The organism is Lachnospira rogosae (ex Hitch et al. 2025) (genome assembly GCF_040096455.1).
GTDB classification, from domain to species: domain Bacteria; phylum Bacillota; class Clostridia; order Lachnospirales; family Lachnospiraceae; genus Lachnospira; species Lachnospira rogosae.
In genome coordinates this window covers 196,249-221,106 of sequence record NZ_JBBMER010000003.1, presented here as the reverse complement: position 1 = coordinate 221,106, position 24,858 = coordinate 196,249, and the positions used below count along the sequence as shown (strand labels likewise).

At 35.1% G+C, this 24,858-nt stretch carries 20 protein-coding genes and 1 other annotated feature; of the genes, 2 read left to right on the top strand and 18 right to left on the bottom strand.

The window, feature by feature from the left end; genetic code table 11:
- Positions 1-144 precede the first annotated feature (144 nt).
- The 8 genes from WMO14_RS05325 to WMO14_RS05290 form a co-directional block, all read right to left on the bottom strand.
- Positions 145-1,623: a DUF1846 domain-containing protein gene (locus tag WMO14_RS05325; protein WP_022501593.1), complete on the bottom strand. Its 1,479-nt coding sequence runs from the start codon at positions 1,621-1,623 to the stop codon at positions 145-147.
- 96 nt (positions 1,624-1,719) lie between these two features.
- A complete protein-coding gene (locus tag WMO14_RS05320; protein WP_022501594.1) occupies positions 1,720-2,739 on the bottom strand; it encodes a metallophosphoesterase in 1,020 nt (339 codons plus the stop codon).
- A 61-nt stretch (positions 2,740-2,800) separates the two neighbouring features.
- On the bottom strand, positions 2,801-3,961 hold the full coding sequence (locus tag WMO14_RS05315; protein ID WP_055173957.1) for an aromatic amino acid transport family protein: 1,161 nt from the start codon (positions 3,959-3,961) through the stop codon (positions 2,801-2,803).
- A 146-nt stretch (positions 3,962-4,107) separates the two neighbouring features.
- Positions 4,108-4,953 (bottom strand): bacteriohemerythrin, encoded by an 846-nt coding sequence (locus WMO14_RS05310; protein WP_022501596.1) that lies wholly within the window; start codon positions 4,951-4,953, stop codon positions 4,108-4,110.
- Between the two features lie 115 nt (positions 4,954-5,068).
- Positions 5,069-6,988, bottom strand: a complete 1,920-nt coding sequence (locus tag WMO14_RS05305) for a hypothetical protein (protein WP_349153407.1) — start codon at positions 6,986-6,988, stop codon at positions 5,069-5,071.
- A gap of 375 nt (positions 6,989-7,363) precedes the next feature.
- Positions 7,364-8,476: a tetratricopeptide repeat protein gene (locus tag WMO14_RS05300; RefSeq protein ID WP_055173954.1), complete on the bottom strand. Its 1,113-nt coding sequence runs from the start codon at positions 8,474-8,476 to the stop codon at positions 7,364-7,366.
- A gap of 4 nt (positions 8,477-8,480) precedes the next feature.
- Positions 8,481-9,056 (bottom strand): hypothetical protein, encoded by a 576-nt coding sequence (locus WMO14_RS05295; RefSeq protein ID WP_022501599.1) that lies wholly within the window; start codon positions 9,054-9,056, stop codon positions 8,481-8,483.
- Positions 9,053-10,228, bottom strand: coding sequence for an SPFH domain-containing protein (locus tag WMO14_RS05290; protein ID WP_022501600.1), 1,176 nt, complete (start codon positions 10,226-10,228; stop codon positions 9,053-9,055). The genes WMO14_RS05295 and WMO14_RS05290 overlap by 4 nt, the downstream gene beginning before the upstream one ends.
- Before the next feature lie 209 nt (positions 10,229-10,437).
- Between WMO14_RS05290 and WMO14_RS05285 the strand changes: the two genes are divergently transcribed.
- Positions 10,438-10,680, top strand: a complete 243-nt coding sequence (locus WMO14_RS05285) for a helix-turn-helix domain-containing protein (RefSeq protein WP_022204188.1) — start codon at positions 10,438-10,440, stop codon at positions 10,678-10,680.
- A 121-nt stretch (positions 10,681-10,801) separates the two neighbouring features.
- Here the strand turns inward: WMO14_RS05285 and WMO14_RS05280 are convergent, their stop codons facing one another.
- From WMO14_RS05280 to WMO14_RS05240, 9 genes are all read right to left on the bottom strand, one after another.
- Positions 10,802-11,398, bottom strand: coding sequence for a hypothetical protein (locus tag WMO14_RS05280; RefSeq protein ID WP_055173953.1), 597 nt, complete (start codon positions 11,396-11,398; stop codon positions 10,802-10,804).
- Positions 11,364-11,942, bottom strand: a complete 579-nt coding sequence (locus WMO14_RS05275; protein WP_022501602.1) for a hypothetical protein — start codon at positions 11,940-11,942, stop codon at positions 11,364-11,366. Before WMO14_RS05275 ends, WMO14_RS05280 begins: the two co-directional genes overlap by 35 nt.
- Before the next feature lie 213 nt (positions 11,943-12,155).
- Complete coding sequence (locus tag WMO14_RS05270) at positions 12,156-13,562, bottom strand: hypothetical protein (RefSeq protein WP_349153406.1); 1,407 nt, start codon at positions 13,560-13,562, stop codon at positions 12,156-12,158.
- Between the two features lie 26 nt (positions 13,563-13,588).
- Entirely contained in the window at positions 13,589-14,137 is a 549-nt protein-coding gene (locus tag WMO14_RS05265; RefSeq protein WP_022501604.1) for a histidine phosphatase family protein, read from the bottom strand.
- A gap of 113 nt (positions 14,138-14,250) precedes the next feature.
- Positions 14,251-15,309: an FUSC family protein gene (locus WMO14_RS05260; protein WP_055173951.1), complete on the bottom strand. Its 1,059-nt coding sequence runs from the start codon at positions 15,307-15,309 to the stop codon at positions 14,251-14,253.
- Between the two features lie 211 nt (positions 15,310-15,520).
- Entirely contained in the window at positions 15,521-16,501 is a 981-nt protein-coding gene (locus tag WMO14_RS05255) for a hypothetical protein (protein WP_022501606.1), read from the bottom strand.
- Positions 16,502-16,509: 8 nt separating this feature from the next.
- The gene (locus WMO14_RS05250) at positions 16,510-16,947 is read right to left on the bottom strand and encodes a DUF4869 domain-containing protein (RefSeq protein WP_022501607.1); all 438 of its coding nucleotides are present in this window, start codon (positions 16,945-16,947) and stop codon (positions 16,510-16,512) included.
- Positions 16,948-17,103: 156 nt separating this feature from the next.
- The gene (locus tag WMO14_RS05245) at positions 17,104-18,873 is read right to left on the bottom strand and encodes an ABC transporter ATP-binding protein (RefSeq protein WP_349153405.1); all 1,770 of its coding nucleotides are present in this window, start codon (positions 18,871-18,873) and stop codon (positions 17,104-17,106) included.
- Positions 18,848-20,605 carry an ABC transporter ATP-binding protein gene (locus WMO14_RS05240; protein WP_055306273.1) on the bottom strand — a complete coding sequence of 586 codons (1,758 nt, stop codon included), beginning with the start codon at positions 20,603-20,605 and terminating at the stop codon, positions 18,848-18,850. The genes WMO14_RS05245 and WMO14_RS05240 overlap by 26 nt, the downstream gene beginning before the upstream one ends.
- Before the next feature lie 155 nt (positions 20,606-20,760).
- On the opposite strand from WMO14_RS05240, the gene WMO14_RS05235 reads away from it, so the two are divergent.
- Positions 20,761-21,612 (top strand): helix-turn-helix domain-containing protein, encoded by an 852-nt coding sequence (locus WMO14_RS05235; RefSeq protein WP_318255823.1) that lies wholly within the window; start codon positions 20,761-20,763, stop codon positions 21,610-21,612.
- A 634-nt stretch (positions 21,613-22,246) separates the two neighbouring features.
- Here WMO14_RS05235 and WMO14_RS05230 read toward each other — a convergent pair.
- The gene (locus WMO14_RS05230) at positions 22,247-23,983 is read right to left on the bottom strand and encodes a carbon starvation CstA family protein (RefSeq protein WP_055173946.1); all 1,737 of its coding nucleotides are present in this window, start codon (positions 23,981-23,983) and stop codon (positions 22,247-22,249) included.
- A gap of 156 nt (positions 23,984-24,139) precedes the next feature.
- Positions 24,140-24,391, bottom strand: a binding site (T-box leader).
- Between the last annotated feature and the right edge of the window lie 467 nt (positions 24,392-24,858).

Below are 24,858 nucleotides of genomic sequence, written 5' to 3'. Positions count from 1 at the left end.
CCTACATCATTGCCAGGCACAACTGGTATATCATTGGCTATTGGCTGTTATAATACATTTGCCGCTCATAACAGACATATCTTTAGTTCCGTCTATAATCTTTCCGTTAATAAATGCTTTCTGCATAATCAATGCCCTGCCTTATTAATATAATTTAGAACTGCTTCTTACTGGTTCACTTGTAAGATTAACTCCTAATCTGTTAAAAGTCTTGGTATCTGCCTCTGATAACATTACAGATGTATGTACCTGACAGCCCTTAAGATCAGGTATCTGTTCTAATGCTTTCTTGGCATTCTCATTAGCTACAGATGTCATCGCAAGTGCAATAAGAATCTCGTCACTATGAAGTCTTGGGTTTCTGCCGCCAAGATATTTAACTTTAAGCTTCTGGATTGGCTCAATATATTCTGGCTTTATAAGCTTCTCATCGTGCTTGATTCCTGCAAGATACTTAAGTGCATTAAGTATAAGTGCTGAGGACGCTCCAAGAAAATCCGTAGTCTTAGATGTAATAACTGTACCATCATTAAGTTCGATAGCGGCACACGCAACACCAAGCTCCTCTGCTCTCTTCTTAGCTGCAACAGTAACCTTTCTGTCATCTGTTGTAATCTTAGCCTGCTTCATTAAAAGCTCAATCTTATATACTTCGCTCTCAGAAGCTTCTTCCTTTGCCACTCTGTTGACTGCATCATAATATCTTCTTATAATCTCCATTTTGGAAGCTTCACAGCAGGCTTCATCATCAATAATACAATTGCCCGCCATATTAACACCCATATCTGTAGGTGATTTATAATATGTATTCTCACCGTAGATTTCCTCTAATATAGCATTAAGAACAGGATATATCTCTATATCACGATTATAATTAACTGCTGTACTTCCATATGCCTCAAGGTGGAATGGGTCAATCATATTAACATCATTAAGGTCTGCTGTAGCCGCCTCATATGCAAGATTGACAGGGTGCTTAAGTGGAATATTCCATATTGGAAATGTCTCAAATTTAGCATATCCTGCCTTAATTCCTCTCTTATTCTCGTGATATAACTGTGAAAGGCAGGTAGCCATCTTACCACTTCCCGGACCCGGTGCTGTAATTACTACCAATGGTCTTGTTGTTTCTATGTAATCGTTCTTTCCAAAACCTTCTTCACTTACAATCATAGGAATATTAGATGGATATCCGTCTATAACATAATGCTGGTATACCTTTATATTCTTCTTTTCAAGCTTTTCCTTGAACTGTACTGCCGCATTCTGTCCTGTAAATTTAGTGATAACAACACTTCCTACATATAAACCCTTCTTCTCAAATTCGCCAATTAATCTAAGCACGTCTACATCATAAGTAATACCCAAATCTCCACGGACTTTATTCTTCTCAATATCAGCTGCACTTATTACGATTACTATCTCAGCAACATCTGATAGCTGCATAAGCATCTGAAGCTTGCTGTCTGGCTGAAATCCCGGAAGCACTCTTGAAGCGTGGTAATCATCAAATAATTTGCCTCCAAATTCAAGATAAAGCTTGTCACCAAACTTACCAATTCTTTCTTTAATGTGTTCTGACTGAATTTTTAAATATTTGTCATTGTCAAATCCTGTTCTCATAAAACTCCTCATTAATTATTTTAATTATTCCTTCGTTTATTTATTAATATATTAATATTAACATACATTTCAGCACAAATACATATCAACTTTATATTATTTTACTCCGCTTACTTTAGTTGATACTACTGATGTTAAAGGAACCATTTTAACACTCACACTTCCGTCTTTCTTTCTTGTAATTAATGTTCCGCCTCTTTGTGTATACTGCTTCTCAATACCCTTGTATCCAAGGTAATCTATCGACATTCCATAAGTAAGCTGTATACCTTTATACACAAGTGATAATGTATTTAAGTGGTCGTGTCCACAAAACATCCATTTTATTACGCCATTATCAACTGCACTGTTAAAAAATATCCCCTTAAACCTGGATATTCCAAAATGGTCATTCTTCTCGCCAACACTTCCGTGCTTATATATTACATCATTATCACCAAGCTTCATACGCTCATAAGCTTCCTTAAATTCCCTGACAGGCATATGGAAAAAAGCCATTGCCTTGATATTCTCATCTTCATTTTTAAGGCTGGTTAGCTTATTCATACACCATTCAGTCTGATCCTTGTGTATACAATCAAATCCGCTGTAGAACCAGCCTCCATCACCATACATATTAGAGTCAAGCATAACAAGCGGAAGCACAGCTTTATTATTATCATCAACAAGATTAATAAAGAAATTCCCCACTCCGTAAATATATCTGTTACCTTTAGTGAATATACAATATTTTCCCTCAGCAAATATATCAGCAAGCTCGTCCTTATTACAAAATGCACCAAGCTCACAGTCGTGGTTACCAAAGCACAATGTATATGGAATTTTAAATCTGTCCATAAATGCTGTAAGAATTCTTGCCTGTCTTCCATTATTCATAGTTCCAGACTTAGGAAAAAAAGGGAATATAGAATCACCCGTAAGAACAATTAAATCCGGCCTGCTCTTTTTAATAATCTTGGTAACCGCACTAAGTGCAAGCTTATCCTTCTTTCCTGATAATATTCCAAATCCAAGATGAAGGTCTGTAAGTTGTAGAATTTTATAATCTTTATCTGTATCTATGTGAAGATTGAAAGTTTCATTATCTATCTTAGTAAAATTATGAGAATTATACATATATATGTTCCTTTCATTTTCTTAATTATTACAGTTATACATTTAACCACCGTCTTGCTCATTAACTTAATGGTATAAGTGCCCCGACAGCTGATATTATAGTCGATATTACCATAATTATCTGGAATGGGAGTGTGCCTATAACACCACATATCGGACTGCTACCAGCCTTCTTTCTAGACTTTCCATAGGTAAGTACAAGCATTATGCTCACAAGCACAACAACACCGCTCATAATTCTTGTAAGCACTATAAAGCTGCTCACACCGAATATTGCAAATAATATACATGGAATAGTTGCTATAACCCAGCTTATTCTGTTGCCAATTCCTATCTGTTCGTGAACTACATCTCTTAATGCAAGTGTATTAGACCAGAAGGTTGTAAGCAGTGCAAAAAGTGAGAATATACCAGCAAGTATCATAGCCCACGAACCTATGCTCTCACCTAACTGCATATATGCTAATTCCTTATCAAGTGTTCCCTTAGTTCCAAGAAGCACCGTAAGCGTAACGATAAGCACAAGTATTGATGATAACGCAAAACCTATAAATATTGACTTTCTTATCTTATGTGGGTTGCCATCAAGTCCCTTAACAACCTGTATTACCGCCTGATTAGCTGATGTTGCAAATACAACCATACTATATAAAGCAAGCAGGTTATTAATATGAAATGGTGCTGTATACAAAACATTTAGTGGTCTTGTAAATGTTCCAGCTGTCATAATAACAACTATAACCATAAGAAAACTTACTGCATATTTCTGTGCGATACCTACCGCTTTCATTCCAATAAACACTACACTTCCTGCAATCAGATAATATATAAGCTGTGCCACCCACAGCGGCATATGAAACCAATTAACAAATATCTGTGCACCACCATTAATATTGCCACTGACACCTATCATTATGGCAAGTCCATATACAACAAACATTATCCAGCTGAATACTTTCTTCATTCTTCCCTTAAAAAGCTCTCCTTCAAAGCTTTTAACAAGCTGTACACCTCCATTGTTAAAAGAAAGTTCTGCTATGATAAGATGAAGAATAACATTTACTACATAAGCAAGTCCCACCATCCATACAACATCTAACATACTGTTTCTTGTTGCCAGATATGGAACAGCTATAATTCCTGTACCAATGCTGTTACCCATAATCATACTTATCGCTTCAAAAGTTGTAAGCTGAGCTTCTGAATTAATCGTCTTTGGCATATATTCACCTCTCGCAATTCTCATAATATTAATTAAAACTAAACGGGCTGCTGCACAAACCACAATTCACACAATATGCGAATAAGCAACAGCTTATAAATAACTCATACTGTATTAATTATGTCTGGTGCAACAGCCCTTTCAATCTACTTTGCTGGAATCTGCTTATCCATCTTTAATATGTGGTTCTTTAACCATTCAAGAAGGTAATCAATAAGCTCGAACAGATACTCCTGCTGTCCATCGTCAACTTCTTCCATATTAATCCCTGTAAGTCTGTCAACAAATGACTCGTGTGCAAGCTTCTGAGCTGCTAGTCCCTCGTATCCTATCTTTTCCATATACTCCTCCTCATCTTTAAAATGAAGCTTAGTATAATCTTTTAACTCATTAATTATTGAAACTATATGGTCATACTTATCGTGTAAATAATAGTCATTAATAACTTCATATGTACGCTCTATAATCTCAAATAACTTCTTATGCTCTGCATCTACAAAATCAATATCTGTCTTGTATTCATCTGTAAATTCAAACATACCCTTCTTGGCTGTGCTGACATTTTCAGCTTTCTTAGAATCCTGTGTCTTATGAACAACAGGCTCTAACTTTCCAATCATAATATCACTTCCAAGGATATGGTGGTAAAGCCACTTAGCAAGGAACTTTACAAGCTCAGCTAATTCCTTCCTGCTCTCCTCATCTGTCATATTATCAAAGTCCACTGATTTAACTTTATTAGCAAAGTCTGTATGCTCCTTCTTCTGTCGCATAAGTTCAGGGTCATTAATTGACTCCATATATGATTCCTCGTGTGCAAAATGCTCTGCGGCATAATCAACAAGATGTGCCACAATGCTCTTTACTGTCTTAACATCAACAGCCTGTTCCTCTAATAATGCCTGTGCTTCATTAATTATTTTAAAAAGCTGTTCGTGTTCTTTATCAATTGACTCAATTCCTGTCATACAGTCTTTAGTAAACTTATACATAATATTTCCTCCAATCCTGACATATTCACATAAGTAAATAACAATATGCTTATATATTTCATTCTATTATATATATTACTCAATCTCAATAGTCATTGTGCTATTTTAGCAATAATTACTTATTCTGTGTATGTCTTAATATATAATATGGTGTAAAATCATACTCCAAAGTATCAGGCTTTTCAACCTTTAACACTTCCCATTTTGATATGCAAGGGTGTGTCCTGGCATACAAGTCTTTCCTGTCAGCCTTCTCATATTTAAAGCCGTGTGTAATCATAAAGATATTCCATCTTCTATGCTCTATACGCTCAAGTTCCTCTTTATCAGAAAATGTATATGCCTTCTTGTCACACACAAGCCATTTCTTAATGTCCTGATGAAGCGACTGTGCTATGCTTGATTCACGGTCAAATATGCTCATCTTATGCCAGGCAGCATTAAGCTTTGCCTGACTGCTCTCAACAGCAAGTGCTTCCTCTGATAACACATCTTCTATCTTTAACATAAACTCATCGTTAAGAACCTTACCCTGCTTCTTATATTCATTTATAACATCATAAAGCACATTATATCTATGGTTAAACATCTTAGCTTCATCGACAATATAATGGTCTGTGAGTGACTCATATGAGAATATATCCCTATTCTGTTCAATTGTGAACAAGTTCTTCTCATCATATATCTTGGAAATGTTGTTGCTGTCCTTCATTCTTATAACTACAGGAATGTTAATGCATTTATCGCCCTTCTTATAAAGAAGCTGCTTTAATTCAATAATCGTGTTAGCCATAGAATGTGTGTCGCCCATAGCAACTACAAGATATGTAAAAGGCTTATCAGCATTACACTTCTTGAATATTTTATTAAACTGTAATGTTGTAGCATCTGTTTCCCAAAATCTTATTTTTATATGTCCGTCTATTCCAAATCTGTCATTATTCTCCTCAAATGGGAAATTTAACTCATAATATTCTGCTTTCTCACCTATAAATACATCTTCAGCTACAAGCTTTAAGCCATCAAGTGCATCTACACTGAAATTCTTCATAAATGAACCGATTATCGACTTCATATCCTTATCAAATACATCTATACATATATCAGACTCCGCTGATAACACTGCCATATTAATCCCCTGTATAAGCGTACTCTGTCCGAACTCACCAAAGCCTATAATACCAAGATGAACATCATAATCATCACCTGTATTAACCTGATATACTGGATGTTCCTTGAACATTTTATTAACTGCCATTCTGTTTACATCTATTATATTAAGGTCAAAATTCTTCTCATCAAGTCTGTCATAATACTGCTTAATAAGCTGGCTCATTGAGTTATCACTACAGCTTAAATATATCTGCTTATATGAAGCATTATCTCCTGAGGGCTTCTGCAAGCTGTTGCATATACTTCCTATAACCTTAAGATATTCAATATTCTCCATTGCATTGTCATCACAAAGAATAATATCTGCATATTTAGTTATATCGATTGTCTTCAATATATCTTCAATAGACATATCATCATACTTCTGTCTGTAATTTACGCCTTTATTCATATATTTAAGCTTAGCTTCTTCGGTCATTGCACCTGTCTCTATCGTAGTTATACGGCATTCCTTTGCAAGTCCGCTAATAAACTGCTTCTTATATGTTCCCTCACCTATAAGAAGAATTCTTTTCTTACCACGCTGGCTTAAAAGGCTTCTTACATAGCTTGCCGGCTTGCGGACAAGTATTGCCAAAGCACCTACAGTACATAAAGGTGCTATAATAACTGCTATGCAATACACATATGTAAGAATAATGGTGAACACTCCACCACCCGCAGTCTTAACATATTCAAGTGCATCTGCCTGATCAATATCAGGGTCAATCTTGTATGCCTTAATCGCATTCTGGATATTAAGCATTACCTTAAGAAATGGACTTTCCACACTATGGTAATAGAATATACCCTCAAGTACACATATAACAAACACTGCTATAGCTGTATACCACAAATAATCCTTATATTTATTTCGTTTCATTCTGTCCTCATTTCTTCACACTTTTTATTCATTATTATTAATATAGTAATAGTGCTTGGTTTGTTATATTTATTATATAATTTTGGCTGTTTTTTTACAATATTGATTTAAAAAAGAATGTGCAATGCACATTTCCTCTCCGGGCACAATTAGCTGCGACAAACTACAGCTTCATACAAGTGTGCATCACCGGCACATAAAAAGCCCAGCATATTTTAAGATGTAATGTCAGCTTTCTGACTATACTGCTTAAATATACTGGACTTTTTATGTGTTAATCTAAAAATTTAATGTGTTAATTTAACAGACTGATTTTCACTCTGCCACTTTAATCTTTGCCCTAACGGATTAATCTTTACTCTGACATATCAATTTTTATTTGACTGCATCAAGTAAGTAATTATATCTTTCCATTTTACCATCTAATAAATCAAATATAAATTTCTCTGAGTTGTCTGATACCTGATCATAATCTTTCATACCATCAAACTCACCTTCAAGATAACCTTCCATAAACTTATTCTTATTCTTAAGATTATCTAATACAATATTGTAATTATCTAAATCTATGCAATAACGCATAACTGCCTGAACCTGTGATTCCATATCCTCGATTATCGGAGCAAATTGCTGTTCGGCAGCATTATCCCATTCAACGCCCTCAGCTTTAGCGTTACTAAAACTTCTTCCTATGAATTTACCACCGAATTTTAAAACAAGTACAACACCAGCAACGCCTAATACCTTGCCAAGCCAGTCTCCTGATGCAAAGAAATACCATACGCATACTGCTAAAAGTGCAAGCACAATAATAGCTGGAATAAATGCCTTCGTCTTGTCCTTCTTCTTTTCTTTCTTTACAATATCTCTCTGTGAATCTAAATCTTTTCTCATTGACTCAAAGCCTTCAAGTAATTCCTTTATGCTGTCCTCAATATCTTTTTTACCATACTCTGCACATTTCTTAATAAATGCAGTTACATTATCAATTATTCCTGTTTTATCGGAATCAGGACAATCTAAAGCTCTGCTTATAAAACCATTTCCATAGAAAAATGACTGACTTCCCATTTCTTTATCATCATCATCAAAATAATTGCCATCACATACGAATAAAGCATACCTGTCAACAGCTTCAAAATCTCCTGTAAGAGCTCTATATAAGCCATACCAGGCCTTTGACTTATCAGGATTTTCTTGTGTTGCTTTATCATAAAGGTCACTGGCTATATCCCAGTCTTTTTTCTTTAAATGCTGTTCGGCTTTTTCAATTATTGCATCAGGATCTATATTATTGCTATTCATAAGCTTACTGATATCATCTTTTAAATCTTGATGCATACTGCTTATATGCTCATCTGTCTTTCTGAATTCCTTTGAATGATTATGTATTAAAAACACATTATCACACGCCATACAAGCATACTTTTCTTCTGTTAACTCTTTAACCTGTTCACTTCCGCAATTTGGGCATTTTATCGCCTTCATATCTTTACTGCTCCTTTGTATTCTTTATTTTTCTTATATCAAGCTGTTTAACAATCTCATTACATTTTGCTTCAAATAAAGTATTATCTGTAATATCAGCTAACTCAGCTATCAACCCTTTAATTCTTAAATTCTCCTCTATAGCCTTTGGAGAACTCACCGGATTTTCATATCTCATTCTCTCGTAAAGCTTGTCTATATTCGCTTTATTGGCTGTATCCTGTACATTAACCCTGCATATTTCCAAATCTTTAATTAATTCTTTAAAATCCTGTATAGATTGCTTCTCTTTATTATCTACATCTTCTATATACTTATTGCTTCCCCACAAAATCATCTCAAATATTACAAATCCTAACAGTATAGCCGCCTGTATAAGATAAGAATAAATGCTGTATCTTTCTGGAAACTTTGAACAGAATTTAAAAAATACATATAACTGGACTACCATATATGCCACACTGTAATAAAGCATTGGCATCTTTAGTGCTGCTTTTTTCTTATCCTGCTTGTGATACACATACCAGCTAAATACCGGTTGTATCAGTAATGCAATAATACAAAATATATATTTCATCATACATTTCTCCTTGTTCCGCAGTTCATACAAAACTGTGCATTAGCCGGCATAACTGCTCCACATTCCTGACAATACACTTCTTTAGGAGTGACCTTCTCACCACAATTCATACAAAACTTAGCCCCCTGTGGAAGTGGGCTGTTACACTTACTGCACACCAGCGAAGCACCCTGCGTATTCATTGAATCACCCTGTACGCCCATTGTGCCACCCTGCATATTCATTGCTGAATTCTGCATTGTGTTATTGGCATTTACTGCCGCTTCCATATTTCCTTTAAGCATATCGCCCATTGAAAATGCAAGCGGAATCTGTGCCATCATATTAGCTGGATTGCCTGCAAAACCCTCATTTTCTGCAAATGCCTTGCTTACATTAAACTGCTGTTCCTGCTGCCAGTTGTAGCCTTGTATCTCTCGTGATTTAGCAAGTCCTTGTGCCTCAATAACAGCCGCATCCCTGTTACCCATAGCTTCAAAACGCTTCTGTGCCATACTATTATCCAGATTCTTTAACTCAATTAAATCATCTTCATTAATATTAACTGCTGATAAGAAAAAATTAAGAATTTGAATTCCATATTCTGCTATATCATCTCTTATAAGCCCAGCAACATTTTCAGAAATATCATTCAAATGCTGGTTAAATTCATTGTAGCTGTACCTGCTAAGTTCCACTGCTATACAATTCTTAACCCTTGTAACTATCAAATCCTTAAAATATTTCTGGATATTTGCTGTAGACATTTCCTGTTCTGTTCCAACAAGATTAATCAGAAGCTTTCGTCCATCAATTATCTTAAGCCCAAATGAACCGCTTGCTCCTGCACTATAACTATAGCCATAATTAGGGTCTTTTACTGTAACCTGGCTTGGTGTTCCCCAAGGTATATCCATCATTGTTGCAAGATTAATGAAGTATACTTCTGTGTGAAATGGAGATACTCCACCTGTAACAAGATTTCTAAGCTTTGAAATTAATGGAATATTCTTAGTTTCCAATGTGTAACGTCCAGCCTTGAAACTATCTAATGCCTGTCCATCACTGAAAAAAACTGCTTCCTGTGACTCGTGTACAATAAGCTGTGATAATGTATTAAAATCCTCCGCAGGATGCTTATATATAAGAATGTCATTATCACCTTCATATTTAATAACTTCCTGTATTGCCATTTATTTTCTCCTGTAAAATACGTACTTTTTGCTAAGTATAGCACATAACTTCCATTTTGGATACTATTTTCTTCTATTTTGGATACTTTTTTCTTCCTTATTGGATACAATTTTTAATGTGTGTTAATAAATTTCCAGCCATATTAATATATGGATTTTATAAATCCACCATTATTTACCTATATTTAGTACCTGAGGATTGGAGCTATATGTCAGAACGAATTAACCAGCACTTAAATCCACTTGTTGGAAATAATATAAGAAGACTCCGCAAGGAACGTGGACTGAAAGCAACTGAGGTTATTGCCAAGCTCCAGCTTGAAAATGTCAATGTAACAACCGGCATTTTCAGTAAAGTAGAAAATGGCTACAACAACCCTACAGTTGATATGCTTGTCGCCCTTACCAAAATATTTGAGTGCGATTTCAATGAATTTTTTAAAACAGAGTGAGAACAATTCTACTATATGATTATATATGTGGATTGTTCTCACTTTTTTGTACAGTAACACTCTGCCTTAATAATGGAGCGTGCTCTGTTTCCAAGCTTTGTCTGCACTCTGTCTTCGTACCTTAATCTACGCTCTTCTGTCCTAAATCTTTCTCCTTCTTTAGATACACAACACCGGCATATATACGCTCTATTGGTCTTAACACACTTTCTATAAATTCTATGTCCTCATCTATAATATCTACAAGTTCATTACTGCCATCTGATGTGCTTTCTATCTTTAGTACTACAAGATTTCCTGCAAATATTCTCTCAGGCTTTAAACTTTCCAAATCTTTATTACTTATTTTATTGTGAACTGTATTTTTAACATCTGCTGATTTTTTATCTGTTTCATTATTAACTGGAAGTCTGTAAAATGCCCTGTTAAGCGTTCTGCCCTGCACTACTGCATCTTTTTCAGCTATTAGTAACAGACCGTCATTCAGCCACACAATATCAAGTTCATCTGTACCGCAGCCTTCATCAATATTTTTACTGTCAATTCTTCTATCAGCACATTTACATAAGATATATTTTCTTACATATGATAATTTATCGCCTGTCCATTCTGTGTAACCTTTGTATACAACGCCATTCTGTGCACACATATAATATGCCTTTATCATCTTAGTGAGTGTTCTCTTAGAAATCCTTCCATTCATCATCTGATAAATCATCTTGCATATCCTCGTCATATTCTCCTGAATGTGATGGCTTTCCGCCTATCAACTCCTCAGTATTATTATCTGCAGCTGGTCCACAGACACGACCCATAGTGTTGAATACGTCAGCCGTTGTCAGACAGAAATTATTACCTATGCCAGGTATAACCATATTGGTTGTTGCCTGAAAACCGTCAAGGCAATAAGGCTTGGACTTTCCCTCATCAAATACTGTATCTGCAATAATAGAAGTCTTTGGCTGATAGTCATACACTGAAATATCTACATAGCCTTTAGTAAGAAGCATATCCAGAATTCTCTGCACCTCACTATACTGAAGATTTCCGACCAATACAGCATCTTCATTTACTGCAAATACCGATATATCATCATCTCTGCCATCTTTTAACTTAAACAGAATACCTGTTATATCTTCTTTGCTGCTATTTGCCTTTGCTACCATACGCAGTGTATCTCCATTAAATGTAAATCTTTTTTCAACTATTGGTTCTGCCTTTTTAATCTCTCTAACTGCTCCATTGTTTAATTTAACTACCATAATGTCCTCCATTCTTACCTGTTATAACAGGTACTTAAATTGATTATCAGCTATACAGCCTTTATCTTATCTTTAGGAACTCTCTTTCCTATCGACAATTGAAGCATAATAAAAAGCAGCCTGATTTTCCAAGCCGCTTTTTTTAATCTTTAAAATATGCTATTTTACTGTATCTGCAATTTCAAAAAAATTCTTCATCGCATAAATTCACTATCAGAACATTTTCCAATGGGAATTTCTTATAAATTTGTCTATAAATTCAGGCATTGTCATTTTCCTTATATGTCCGCCATCACGAAACCCAACATCGTATTTGTCCATAAATGCCCTGTCGTCTGCCTCACTGCAATCTATATCCGTTATAAACGCTATGCTCTGTGGTCTGTTTCTGTCTTTATCACGATATACATAGACATATAATGGTTTAACATTGTGCATATTGAGCATTTCCCTATATATAACTTCAAGTGTTACATCATTCTCATAGTCAGCTTCTTTGCTTGAAAGCCTGTAATAAGGGCTATTCTCATTCTGGTTCTCAACATAAGTCTTCCAAGTCATAATCCAGTTGCCACGGTAGGTCTTAAGAACCTTAAGTATATCCATCATATGAGCACCGCTAAACTCAAATCTTTTATATTCCCTTATATATTTTGGCATATCTATATAAAGAAACTGCCTGTCAAATTGAAAATCAAGCCCCTGCTTAACTATGCTTGTGGAGATGCTTTCTATATTAAGATAATCAGCTTCTATAAGATGCAAATGTATTTTCTTTACATACATATCAGCAAATTTGCAGAAATCCTCTTTGCTTAATCCACATAACTGCTTTATCCTGCTTCTGGACATTTTCGTATCATCAAGATATGAAGATATATCGTCTACAACAAGCTTTCCGTCTTTATATGAATAAGTCTTCTCAAGCTTAGAATCAAGCCAGTATTCAGTCCGCAGACAATTGCACATAAAATACCTTGCCGCAAGCGTGTATTCATCATAACCTGTTGCACTCCAGTCCTGATATACACTAAACAGTGCAAGCCACTGGTTAATCTTGGATATCAGCACTTCCTTCTGCTTCTCGATACCCATCACTTCTATTGTCTTAGTAAATGCTTTGATGTGCTTGTATACTTTAACTGGTTTTTTCAATGCATTCTGAAACTGCACAAGCTGGTGATAATTCCTGCGTGCTAAAAGAACAATTCTGTTAGAATATCCATTTGCACAAAACAGCGGAACAAGTCCCATTTTGCCGAACATATCGAAAAATGTATCCGTCCTCTGGTCTGCCTGACTTATAATATAATGCAGCATTCCACGGTATATCTCATTACACTCAACCTCAGCATAATTAAGTAGTATATGCAGATTATGGTAAACCTGCTGTCTAAGCTTCATATCAGGTGAATACATATTCCAATACTTCTCCTTAAAGACGTCCTTAGGAAGCCCCAGATATTCAAGAAGCTGTGTCTGAGTATAAGTGTTATCTTTGCTCGCAAGCTGCTTACATATAATTGAATACACCTGCCTTTTCAGTTCCATTGGGAAATCCGTATAACCTGTATGTCTGCTTCTTAATTCACTTATTATATTCTTAACATCTTCGTACAAATGTATATTCACTCCTTGTGTACACACTACTTTAATTGCAGTAATTCACACTGATTAATTCCTGCATCCCAAAAATGTTCTGTGCTTAAACCCCTGACCTGGCATATTATTCCTGAATTCATTGCACCATGTCCGATTATTACAATATTCTTTCCATCCTCAAGCTGTGGTTCCACTACATTTCTAAGAAAGTCACCTGTTCTTTCAAATAACTTCTCAATGCTTTCCCCACCTTCAACTGCCTTATACTTTTCTGGTTCTTTAAATAATATATTAATCGGACAATCTAAAGCCCTTGCTGACTGTTCTGTTCCTTCATATATTCCAAAGCTCATCTCAACAAGCCTGTCATCTGTTATAATCGGAATATTGCGGTTTTTTAAAAATATCTCTGCCGTCTGTCTTGCTCTTGCCAATGGAGAACAATAGCATACATCAAGCGGCACATTTTTATAAACCGCTGCTGCCTCTTCCGCCATCTTTCTTCCAGCTGCATTGAGTGGAATATCTGTTCTCCCCTGCAGTTTATTTCTCTCATTCCAATCAGTCCTGCCGTGCCTCATTATGTATAACATTGTACTCTCTCCTTATCTTATGAAGTAGTATTTCGACGAGATGTTATTCTTATATTATAACACCTCATCTCCAGTATTAACAATGTGTTACAGCTCAATCTGAATTATGTATGTTACGCTGTTTCGACTTTCCTGCCTGTGCAGGCAGCATATATCTTATCTATCAACCTGTCACATAACAATGTATACGCCGCTCCTACTACATTTACACCTATTCTAAGTAAAACAGCATATTTAAGTCCGAACAATTCCGCCGCTATTGAAAGTGCGCCAAATGTATTAAACACTGTCTGCCACGAATAACCAGCTGAATATCCGACACCTATTCCACCTATCATACCGATATAAGGATACATCGACTTTGGAAGCACAATATACATAATTGAAAAAATCAGACATCCAACAATGTTAAATGCACCTCTCTTGCCTGCCCGTCCTTCTATATCCTTTGAAAATGGCAGGCACACTGACATGCACGCTATACCTATCCACATTGCTCTTGGCATATTAAGCAGATTCATCACAAGCATTGCACTTGATACTATAAATGTAAGCTTGATATACCATCTGTTTCTTGCCGAATTAATATTGAATTCATAGAATAAATCCTGGAATGTTCTTCGATATGGTCTGTTCTTCTGGTTCTTATAAAAGATAATCATACAAATTACCATACCACAAAGAAGTCCGATAACCCTTAACACATAGTCCTGTCCTGTAACGTCATACCCCTGTAATAACAGATAACCAAGCACAAATGTCGAATGATTATACATAATTACATTATGACAGCCCATTATCATAAGAAGCATTATACATACTATATTAATAAGAAATGCTGCAAATGGTGGCACCATATTACTAAGCCTTGGTCCTGCTATCAATATAGCATATATTCCCATAATTGACAAAAGTCCATGTGATGTCTTTATTCCAAAGTCCGCCTGTCTTAACACAAGCACTGCAAGAAGTACTGTAACACCTACCACACTGTTAGCACTGCCTAGAAGCTTACTGAATATTGTAACAACTGCTACACAGAATACCATAACAAGGTAAACCTTGAAATTATATATTAATATATGTTTTCTTTTCTCTTTAGCATCTTTTGTGTTCTTAATAAGCTGTTTAGAGCCTGCAGAACTTAACTGTAATTCCTGATAAAATGTCATAAAACCACTCTGATCCTTTCATCCCCATATATTTATTGAGTTACATTTCATATGATTTGTACTCAATAATCATCTTCTTTTTATAATTTTAATGATGATGAAATAAGATGATAGGGTGGAGTAATATAACACTATTCCTTGCTATTGTCAATTATAAACTTATAACCCTGTCCGCCATCTGTATTGTTGATGTCCTGTGTGCAATCATTTGCTATTTAGTTTCTTCACTTTGCAAAATATCACTTAATATTTTTATCTGCTTTACTATATTATCCTTTATACTGCCCTTAATATAGACATCATTCAAATCATTTTTACTATACTGTAAATATGTATTATTGGTTAATTCTACTAACAAAGCTGTAAAATATCTTTCCCAGCTCATATACATACTGCTGTCCACATAATCCCACGTATTTTGTAATATTGCTGACAAATCTGCATTTTTAATAACACCTGATTTCAATATCAGCCATTCAAATGACTCTGGCAGATATAAATAACAATTATTATTCTGTCTGGCATATAATTCAATCTTTTCTACTTCCGAACCAAATGCAGCTCCATCTGCAACTACAAGTACATTTTTATCTTTTTTCAAATGCTTATATATATTCGATTTTCCATCTGCTGATATACACTGTAAATGTTCTGATGAATATACTTCTTTGAAAAACTGGTATCCTGCCTTGGAGTCTTCTGTTATAATATAATCCACTTTAACGCTTTCATTTACATTAACATTTGTATATATCTTATACATTTCGTTATATACATTTTTTAATGTTCCATATTTACCGGAATTTCTTATGCCATATATCTCATCTACACTATATGGAAGTGTTTCAAGTGTCTCTCTTGTTATTATAACGAAATAATTGTCTGACTTTTTTACTTCTTCTGCAAACTCTACACTTGATACGAACTTATTTCCCTCATCTATAAAAATTATGCTATTCTTCATCTCTGCCAATAAAGCTTTCCAATATCGCCCCTGCAAAATATGACATTCCCTGTCGCATGCTAATCTTATTCCGCTATCAGCTCCATTTTCCTCATACTCTGATATCATATCTGCCAGTGTTGTCTTACCGGTTGCACTATCACCTTTTATTATTGTAATATTACGTTTTACCTCGAAATCATATCTTATTTTCTTATTTTCTACTATTATTCTATACTTTCCTTTCATATATCCCCCTAGACATATGCCATAGCCTCATCTAATAATTCGCTCATATTGTGAACTATCTTTTCTGTATTAAGTACTTTTATGTTAAACCTTCCAGCTCCGAAATCCATCAAATGCCTCAGATTAATAGTTACATCTTCATTTTCAGATATTTTTAGAAGCCACTTTGCACAATTATTACCACAGGTTGAGGCATTAAATATTTTCTCTTTATCATTTATTATTAATATTAAGGTTTTTGTTCCACCAGATAACGCAAGTGGTGATATCTTACCCAACACTGGACTTTCTATAAGATTGCTGTCAATAACTTCTGATTTATCAACATCTTTTATTATATCCCTGACTATAGGTTCTGTTATCCAGTTATCCTCATATGTATTTTTAAAATATACTGCTGTATTATATACAGCTTCTTCCATATCTCCATAATATATATTTAACATATCCTGCCCCTTTCCTATAAATTAAATATATCTCATCAATATATTCTAATTATCACAAAATATATCAATATCAATAATATGCTATATTACTAATAATGTATTATTATATCAAAGCATTTCTATAAAGCAAATAATCTATACTTTAAATTAAGGTATCTACAAGCCTATAACCCTGTCTGCCATCTGTATTGTTGATGTCCTGTGCGCAATCATTATAATTGTCATTCTACCCTTTAAGTTCTGTAATGTTTCGTTTACTGCACGCTCCGACTCATTATCAAGTGCGGAGGTTGCCTCATCCATAAGCATTATCGGAGCATTTTTAAGGATTGCCCTTGCTATGGCTATACGCTGTCTTTGACCACCTGATACAGACATCCCCTTTTCACCAACAACTGTGTCATAACCATCTGTAAATTCTATTATAAACTGGTGAGCATTAGCCATCTTTGCAGCTTTAATAATCTCAGCTTCCGTGGCATCAAGCCTTCCCATTCTTATATTATCCATTATACTCATATTAAAAAGTATTGCATCCTGTGGAACAAGTGCAAAAAAGCTTCTGCCAGCCGCCAGACTTATATCATCAAGATTATTGCCGCACACTTCAATCATTCCACTGTCCGGCTTATAAAATCCCATAAGAAGCTTAGAAAGTGTTGTCTTTCCAGAACCTGAAGCACCTGTAACTGCCACGAACTCGCCTGACTTTATTCTTTCATTATAATTATCAAGAACTACAATCGGTGCATTATTTTCATCTTTTATATATGAAAATGTTAAATCACTTATCTTAACTGAATAATCAGCATTATTTAAAATTGTATTATGACCGCAAAAGTTGTTTATTTCATTAATTACAACATCCTCATTTATATCTTTATGATTTAGAATGTCCGATTTATTCAATTTTTTACTTTTATCTTCTGTTTTCTCATCTAGAAAATCAAATATATTCTGTGCATATGTCAGATACGCAATAAGCTCCGGAATATACTTTCCCATTTGCAGGAATTGTCTTGAAAAACGTCCATACATTGTATATATCGCCGCAATAGCACCAAGTGTTGTATAGCCCTTCTGCACGAATAATATTCCAAGTGCCAAAAAAACAAGATTACATATAAGGTCAAAGCCTGTATTAGCACATTCAAGCAAAGATGAAAACATATTTCTTTTATCAGACTTTACAGCATACACATCTGCCTCTTCATTATATCTGTCAACTGTTTTTCTTCCTGCCGGAAACATCCTTACCTGTATAATTCCCTGAATAAGATCTGTTATATGCTTTGTCATTATGCTGTTTGACTCAGACATTTTCTTACTTAAGCTTTTAAGCGGTCCAGTCAGAACCATCGTAACTCCTATCAGCACTGTATTTACAGCCACAAGACAAAGTGTAAGCTGCCAGCTGAGTGCAAACATAGGCACTAAGAATACAACTACCATTATAAATGGCATAACAACTCTTCTGAATCTTGAACCAAATATATCACCCATTCTTCCAAGGTCAAATGATACTTTTGATAACATTTCCCCGCTATGGTGATTTTCATAATATTCACAAGGCAGCTTCATTTCGTGACTTAACACCTGTTCGTACAGCTTTCCATATATTCGCTTTGCTTCCACGTTATATCTTATGCAGGCAAATCTATATCCTAACAACACTATCACACCTGTTATGACTATTATTACGACAGAACTTATAAGCCTGTCCCACTCGCCTTTCTGTGCTATGTCAACAACTATCTTCATAAGAAATGCTTCCATAACTGAAAACATTGCAAATGTTATACTCATCCCTAATATTGAACCATAATACATAAAACGTCTTTTTCCCATAGTTCTCATAGTCCGTAAGAATAACTGCCATATTCCGGAATTCTTCTTATTATTATCCTTCTGCGTACATTTCTGCATATACCCCTCCCATATCAAGCAACTGTTTATGAGTTCCAGCCTCAACTATCCTTCCATGCTGAAGTACAATTATCCTGTCGGCATCTTTTATTGTAGACAATCTGTGTGCTATCGTTATGCTAGTTTTCCCTTTGCATAACCTGTCAAGAGCATCCTGTATAAGCTGCTCTGTTCCCTCATCAATAGCAGATGTAGGCTCATCTAACAACAGAATTGGCATATTTTTTAATATTGCCCTTGCTATAGCAATACGCTGCCTCTGACCACCTGAAAGCTGGCTTCCACCCTCACTTATCACAGTTTCATATCCGTCAGCAAGTCCTTCTATGAAGTCGTGAATTCTTGCATCCTTACATGCATTAACAACTTCATCGTGAGTTGCATTAGTATTTCCATACCTGATATTTTCCTCAATAGTTCCTGGAAATAAAAATGTATCCTGTGAAACAAGCGCCATATTTTCTCTTGCGCTTTCAATATTCCATTCATTAATATCCATTCCGTACAGCTTATATGTTCCGGCACTGGCATGATATAAGCCGCATAACAGTCTGAAAATAGTAGTCTTTCCACCACCTGAGCTTCCGACTATTGCTATATTTTCGCCATTTTTAATCTTAAAGCTGACATCATTAAGAACATTTTCGCCCTCTTTATATGCAAACTTTATATTGTCAAATTCTATAACGTAATCTACATCTAAGATGCTCTTATCAGATACGCTATTAGCTATATTCGTTGCCTTGTAAGTCTTGTCCCCAAAATGCTCATCTTTAGCCGAAAGTATTCCTTCAAGCCTTCCTATACACACCATACAGCCTGTTGCATCAACTATGGCAAACGGAATTCCTATAATCGACTCAACAAACTTTTCCAGAATAACGACAAAACCAACAAGTTCTCCAACTGTAAGCTGTCCATTTCTTACAAGCCATATGCTTAAAAATGCACATAATATAGAAGGAATCCATTGTATGAGTCTTCTTATAACTATCGCCGTATTGCTTATGCCTGTTCTTATCTGCTCTGTTTCCACAAGCTCCTCTGATGCATTATGCATTCTGTTTTCAAAATACTTCTGTAATCCAAAGGCTTTTATTATCTGATACCCCATTATAGCTTCATGATCAATCCCAAGCATTGCATCAACCTTTAAACGATATACCTTTGACACATCACGCATTTTCTTCACAAGAATATTTGACAGCCATATTACAAGTGGATAACTCACAACAACTGCAACAAAAAGCACTACATTTATCCTTCGCACATAATTGGCATATATAAGTGCTGCCGTAATATTTGTTATAATTGCTGCAAAATGCTCTGTCAAAAAGTTTTCCGCTTCTGCTATATCAGAATTCACCTTATTAATTATTGTTGCTGTACCTGCATTATCATAATATGAATAATCTATCCGGTATAACTTGCTGCTTATCTGTTTTCTGTATGAATTAATAACCCTTACCGCATATTTAAGTGAAAGCCTGCTTCCTGCAAAGGAAAGTACAAAGCCTGATAATGTCAGATATATAAACTTCTCAATAATACTGCCAATATCAACAGCTTCGCCTGACAGCATATAATCTATGTTGACACTTATTATCTTATTGGCACTCACAATTATCTCATTCACAACAGCATTAAGAAGCAGTGCCATAATTATCAGATACGAATACCTGAGCATATTTTTTATAAAATTATTCGCTTTAAGATTAAACTTCTGATTCATATGTTATCCACCTCTTATTATGATTTAACTATAACTTATTCTTGCACAAAATTTTATTTTTTTCATTAAATATTATTGCTTTTATGACATATAATTTATAAAATTATGCTATGTCAATTATAACTTGGTTAAACCACTCAAGAATGGAGATTACTATGCCTCTTCCACTTAAACCCGGAGAAAATATTTATATAGACCACAAAATAAAAGAAGCAAGCTACACAATGCCAGCAATGCAGGCAGCACATGACCACTACACCATCGGTTATATGGTATCAGGTGATCGAAGATGGATTGCAACTGATAACATACGTGTATGCCACGCCGGCGATTTTGGGATTGCTAAACCTGAGGTTTATCACAGGAACTGTCCTATATCGGATGTTCCTTATGACAGATATGTAATAAAAGTTCGTACAGAAGTATTTGAACCTATTATTGAAATAATCGGACATACTCAATTAGATATTCTTTGTCGCAATTATCTACATTTTACCAAAGCTTCACAGAATGAAATACAAAAAATGTGTGCTGAAATGTTATACGAATACGAACGAAATTCTGACCACTCACAACTGCTTCTTCAGGGAATGTTTTATAAACTATTCTTCTATGTATATGAGCATCACATTTCTAGTGACTCAGATAACAATACTTTATATCTGAAAAGATTCGATGACAGAATTCAGAAGGCTATGATATATGCTGAAAATAATCTTGAATATGGTGCCAGCCTGCAGAATGTGGCAGACTTTGCCTGTCTTTCTCCATCACATTTTTCAAGACTTTTCAAAGCTGTAACTGGTTCATCATATACTGAATATATAACAACGGTCCGATTACAACACGCAAAGATTCTTTTAGAAATCGGGGAAATATCTATAAGTGAGGTTGCAAACAAAGTCGGCATATCTAATGCAAGCTACCTTAGTGCACTGCTTAAGAAGCATTATGGTATCACACCGACACAGATAAAAAGAAATTCTAATTCTGGGAATTTAACGTAATAATTTGACATAAAAATAGAAATAGAGTAATATAATATTATAAAAGATGCTACCGATAGACGGCTTAGTCTTTTCAATAATGATTAAAAAATAACCGCTTAGTTGACCAGACTGGGGCGGTTATTTTTTTGATTTATACACAGAAATGCATATAGAAACTATCGCACAAATAACTAAAGTATAGTTAAATAAATCTGAATATGTAACCATGTCTATCACCTCCCTTCTGAAGAGGTTCAAGACTAAACCGCCTACCGTTATGGCAGCACCCGAATTCTATATTAACACCAAATATCAAATTTTACAAATTATAAAATGACTGTAAGAACTATGAACTATGCTCATATTAGACCTTTTAACCTTGGTATCATTAAATAAATTTAAAATAGCTGATATCTTATAAATGTAACTATCCACATCGTCCAATCTGTAACCTGACTTTGTAAACTGTCACATCTTATATAAGATACCAGCTATTTTTAATTAAATTTCAACTATAATATTCATTTATAACACTTCTATAATTATAGTAATTTTCTTTAAATTAAATTATTTCTTCTATATTATAATGTATTAATCAGAAGTTAAAATCTATCACTTTCCAATACATCTACATTATAACACATCAACCTGCTTAAGCAGCCTTCTCTGAGTTCTTCTCACTCTTTGCATAGCTCTTAGCTGAGTTAACTACAATGATAAGACCAAGTACGATAAGAAGAATTGCTATTATAAGCTGAAGTCCATTTGCTATGAACACCTTACCCCATGTAGTAGTACCTGCTGGGATTGTAACTGATGCTGCGTTCTGGATAGCCTTAACCATAGCGATAAGTCTCTGTACAAGTGCTGTAAATGTTACACAAAGCATAATGATAAGAGGTGGGAAGAGCATCTTGTTGCTGCGTCCTGTAACCTTTAAGAATACGCAGAGTGTTATAAGAACAAGTGCACTTAATAACTGGTTAGCTGAACCAAATAATGGCCAGATGTTAGCATATCCAATCTTTGTAAGTACGAAACCACAAAGAAGTGTTACGATTGTTGAGAAATATGTATTGCAAAGTAACTTTCTCCAGCCTTCTGCATGTTCCATATCATCTACGCTGAAAAGCTCCTGGAAGCTCATACGTCCGATACGTGCAACTGCATCAAGTGATGTAAGGGCAAGTGCTGATACACACATTGTCATAAATACTGTTGCGAAATGTACTGGAACACCAAACATTTCAAAGAAACCAGCTACACCACGGCTGAATATCTGGAATGGAGTACCTGTTGCTGCTGTACCATCAGCGGCTGCGGCTGCACCTGCTACACAAAGAGCAAGAACTGCAAGTAAGCTTTCAAGTACCATAGCACCATAACCAACCTTAAGCATATCCTTCTCATTCTCTACTGTCTTAGAAGATGTACCAGATGAAACAAGGCTGTGGAAACCTGAAACAGCACCACAGGCAACTGTTACAAAAAGGATAGGGAACATTGTTCCAAGCTTTGCATTGTTAAATCCTGTGTATACAGGAAGGTTCATAGATGGATGGGCAACTACAAGACCAAGTGCTGCTCCAACTATCATAGCGATAAACATAAATGTTGTCATATAATCTCTTGGCTGCTTCATAAGCCACATTGGCATAACTGCTGCAAAGAAGATATATACGAATGTGATATAGCTCCATGCATTCTTACCTAAGATAATTGGACAGAAGTTACCAATTACAAATGAAGCAACAATAAATGCAATACCAACTACTGCTTCTTTCCAGCCTGAAAGATTAAACTTCTTCTGGATAAGACCAAATACTACTGCGAATACCATAAACATAATTGATACTGTACCAGCAGAACCATTAGTTGAAGCTGCTGGTGCTAACTGTGATGCTCCATCAACTACTGTATATGCATTAAATGTACCTGCAACCATATCAGCAAATGCTGCAATAACGATAAGTGTAAATAACCAGCAGAAAAGTAAGAAAATCTTACGTCCAAACTTACCGATATATTTCTCAATGATCATACCCATTGACTTACCTTCGTTCTTAACTGAGGCATATAAAGCACCGAAGTCTGTTACAGCACCAAAGAATACACCACCGATAAGAATCCAGAGTAATACTGGTAACCATCCAAATGCTGCTGCCTGAATAGCACCTGTTACAGGACCTGCACCAGCGATTGATGAGAACTGATGACTAAATACAGTCCATCCTTTGGTTGGAACATAATCTTTTCCATCATTGTACTTTACGGCAGGTGTTTCTGCCTTAGGGTCTATACCCCACTTGTTTGCTAACCAACGGCCATATACCATATAGGCACCAAATAATATAACAGCCGCGATTAAAACGATTACTAAAGTGTTCATAATGTCACTCTCCTATATATAATATTAGCTGAGCAAATAAATATTCCCAGCCTATTTCACTAGCCAAATACAATGAACGCAGAAAAACGGAAATTAAAAATAACTAATTCCATAATGCAAAAAACCTTCGCCTCTGCACATATCTTAACGATATCGTACAAAGACGAAGGTAAATTACATTACTTCCGCGTTACCACTTTGCTTGCCGGATAAATCCGACCTCTCTACTGCCACACATATGGCATGCCCTGTTAACGATGGGTACCGGTTCTGACTACTAAATTAATATCTTTCACCAGAACTGCTTGCAGGTGAGGGCTTATCTATTCCTTGCTGCCGTTTCTCATCAACCAACGGCTCTCTGTAGGCGGTGATATAAATAAATCATTTCCTGTTCTTCGCATTTGACTATTGAATTAAGTAATAAGATAATCTCTTCATTTTAATTTGTCAATAAAAAATTTAATTATTTTTTTGTATTTTTAATGTATTTTTAATTTGACTACATTTCTACTATATCTTTACTGTAACATTTATTATGTTCTGAATGTCTTTAAAGCATCTATTGTCTGCTGTATAAGGTCATCAACACTCAAGCCGGGCATATCTGCTCTATTTTAAATAACCTCTCTTGAACAGCCAGCAGCAAAACCTTTGCTCTTGTGATAGTTGTGAATAAAAGGAATATTTGATTTTTTTATAATCACTCTGATGTATATTATATATCATTTTGGTATGGTATATATTTATTTTATATATTAATAAATTACAAACTTTATAATTATATACATATATAAGTATATGAAAATTTAAGATTTTTTTAATATTTACAGCTGGTTTTATTGACACAATTCTTTTATAACATTATAATTATT

Excerpts from the sequence above, each read along its gene's own strand:
- WMO14_RS05325 (WP_022501593.1), bottom strand. The coding sequence starts at position 1,623 with ATGAGAACAGGATTTGACAATGACAAATATTTAAAAATTCAGTCAGAA.
- WMO14_RS05320 (WP_022501594.1), bottom strand. The coding sequence starts at position 2,739 with ATGTATAATTCTCATAATTTTACTAAGATAGATAATGAAACTTTCAAT.
- WMO14_RS05315 (WP_055173957.1), bottom strand. The coding sequence starts at position 3,961 with ATGCCAAAGACGATTAATTCAGAAGCTCAGCTTACAACTTTTGAAGCG.
- WMO14_RS05310 (WP_022501596.1), bottom strand. The coding sequence starts at position 4,953 with ATGTATAAGTTTACTAAAGACTGTATGACAGGAATTGAGTCAATTGAT.
- WMO14_RS05305 (WP_349153407.1), bottom strand. The coding sequence starts at position 6,988 with ATGAAACGAAATAAATATAAGGATTATTTGTGGTATACAGCTATAGCA.
- WMO14_RS05300 (WP_055173954.1), bottom strand. The coding sequence starts at position 8,476 with ATGAAGGCGATAAAATGCCCAAATTGCGGAAGTGAACAGGTTAAAGAG.
- WMO14_RS05295 (WP_022501599.1), bottom strand. The coding sequence starts at position 9,056 with ATGATGAAATATATATTTTGTATTATTGCATTACTGATACAACCGGTA.
- WMO14_RS05290 (WP_022501600.1), bottom strand. The coding sequence starts at position 10,228 with ATGGCAATACAGGAAGTTATTAAATATGAAGGTGATAATGACATTCTT.
- WMO14_RS05285 (WP_022204188.1), top strand. The coding sequence starts at position 10,438 with ATGTCAGAACGAATTAACCAGCACTTAAATCCACTTGTTGGAAATAAT.
- WMO14_RS05280 (WP_055173953.1), bottom strand. The coding sequence starts at position 11,398 with ATGATTTATCAGATGATGAATGGAAGGATTTCTAAGAGAACACTCACT.
- WMO14_RS05275 (WP_022501602.1), bottom strand. The coding sequence starts at position 11,942 with ATGGTAGTTAAATTAAACAATGGAGCAGTTAGAGAGATTAAAAAGGCA.
- WMO14_RS05265 (WP_022501604.1), bottom strand. The coding sequence starts at position 14,137 with ATGTTATACATAATGAGGCACGGCAGGACTGATTGGAATGAGAGAAAT.
- WMO14_RS05260 (WP_055173951.1), bottom strand. The coding sequence starts at position 15,309 with ATGACATTTTATCAGGAATTACAGTTAAGTTCTGCAGGCTCTAAACAG.
- WMO14_RS05255 (WP_022501606.1), bottom strand. The coding sequence starts at position 16,501 with ATGAAAGGAAAGTATAGAATAATAGTAGAAAATAAGAAAATAAGATAT.
- WMO14_RS05250 (WP_022501607.1), bottom strand. The coding sequence starts at position 16,947 with ATGTTAAATATATATTATGGAGATATGGAAGAAGCTGTATATAATACA.
- WMO14_RS05245 (WP_349153405.1), bottom strand. The coding sequence starts at position 18,873 with ATGCAGAAATGTACGCAGAAGGATAATAATAAGAAGAATTCCGGAATA.
- WMO14_RS05240 (WP_055306273.1), bottom strand. The coding sequence starts at position 20,605 with ATGAATCAGAAGTTTAATCTTAAAGCGAATAATTTTATAAAAAATATG.
- WMO14_RS05235 (WP_318255823.1), top strand. The coding sequence starts at position 20,761 with ATGCCTCTTCCACTTAAACCCGGAGAAAATATTTATATAGACCACAAA.
- WMO14_RS05230 (WP_055173946.1), bottom strand. The coding sequence starts at position 23,983 with ATGAACACTTTAGTAATCGTTTTAATCGCGGCTGTTATATTATTTGGT.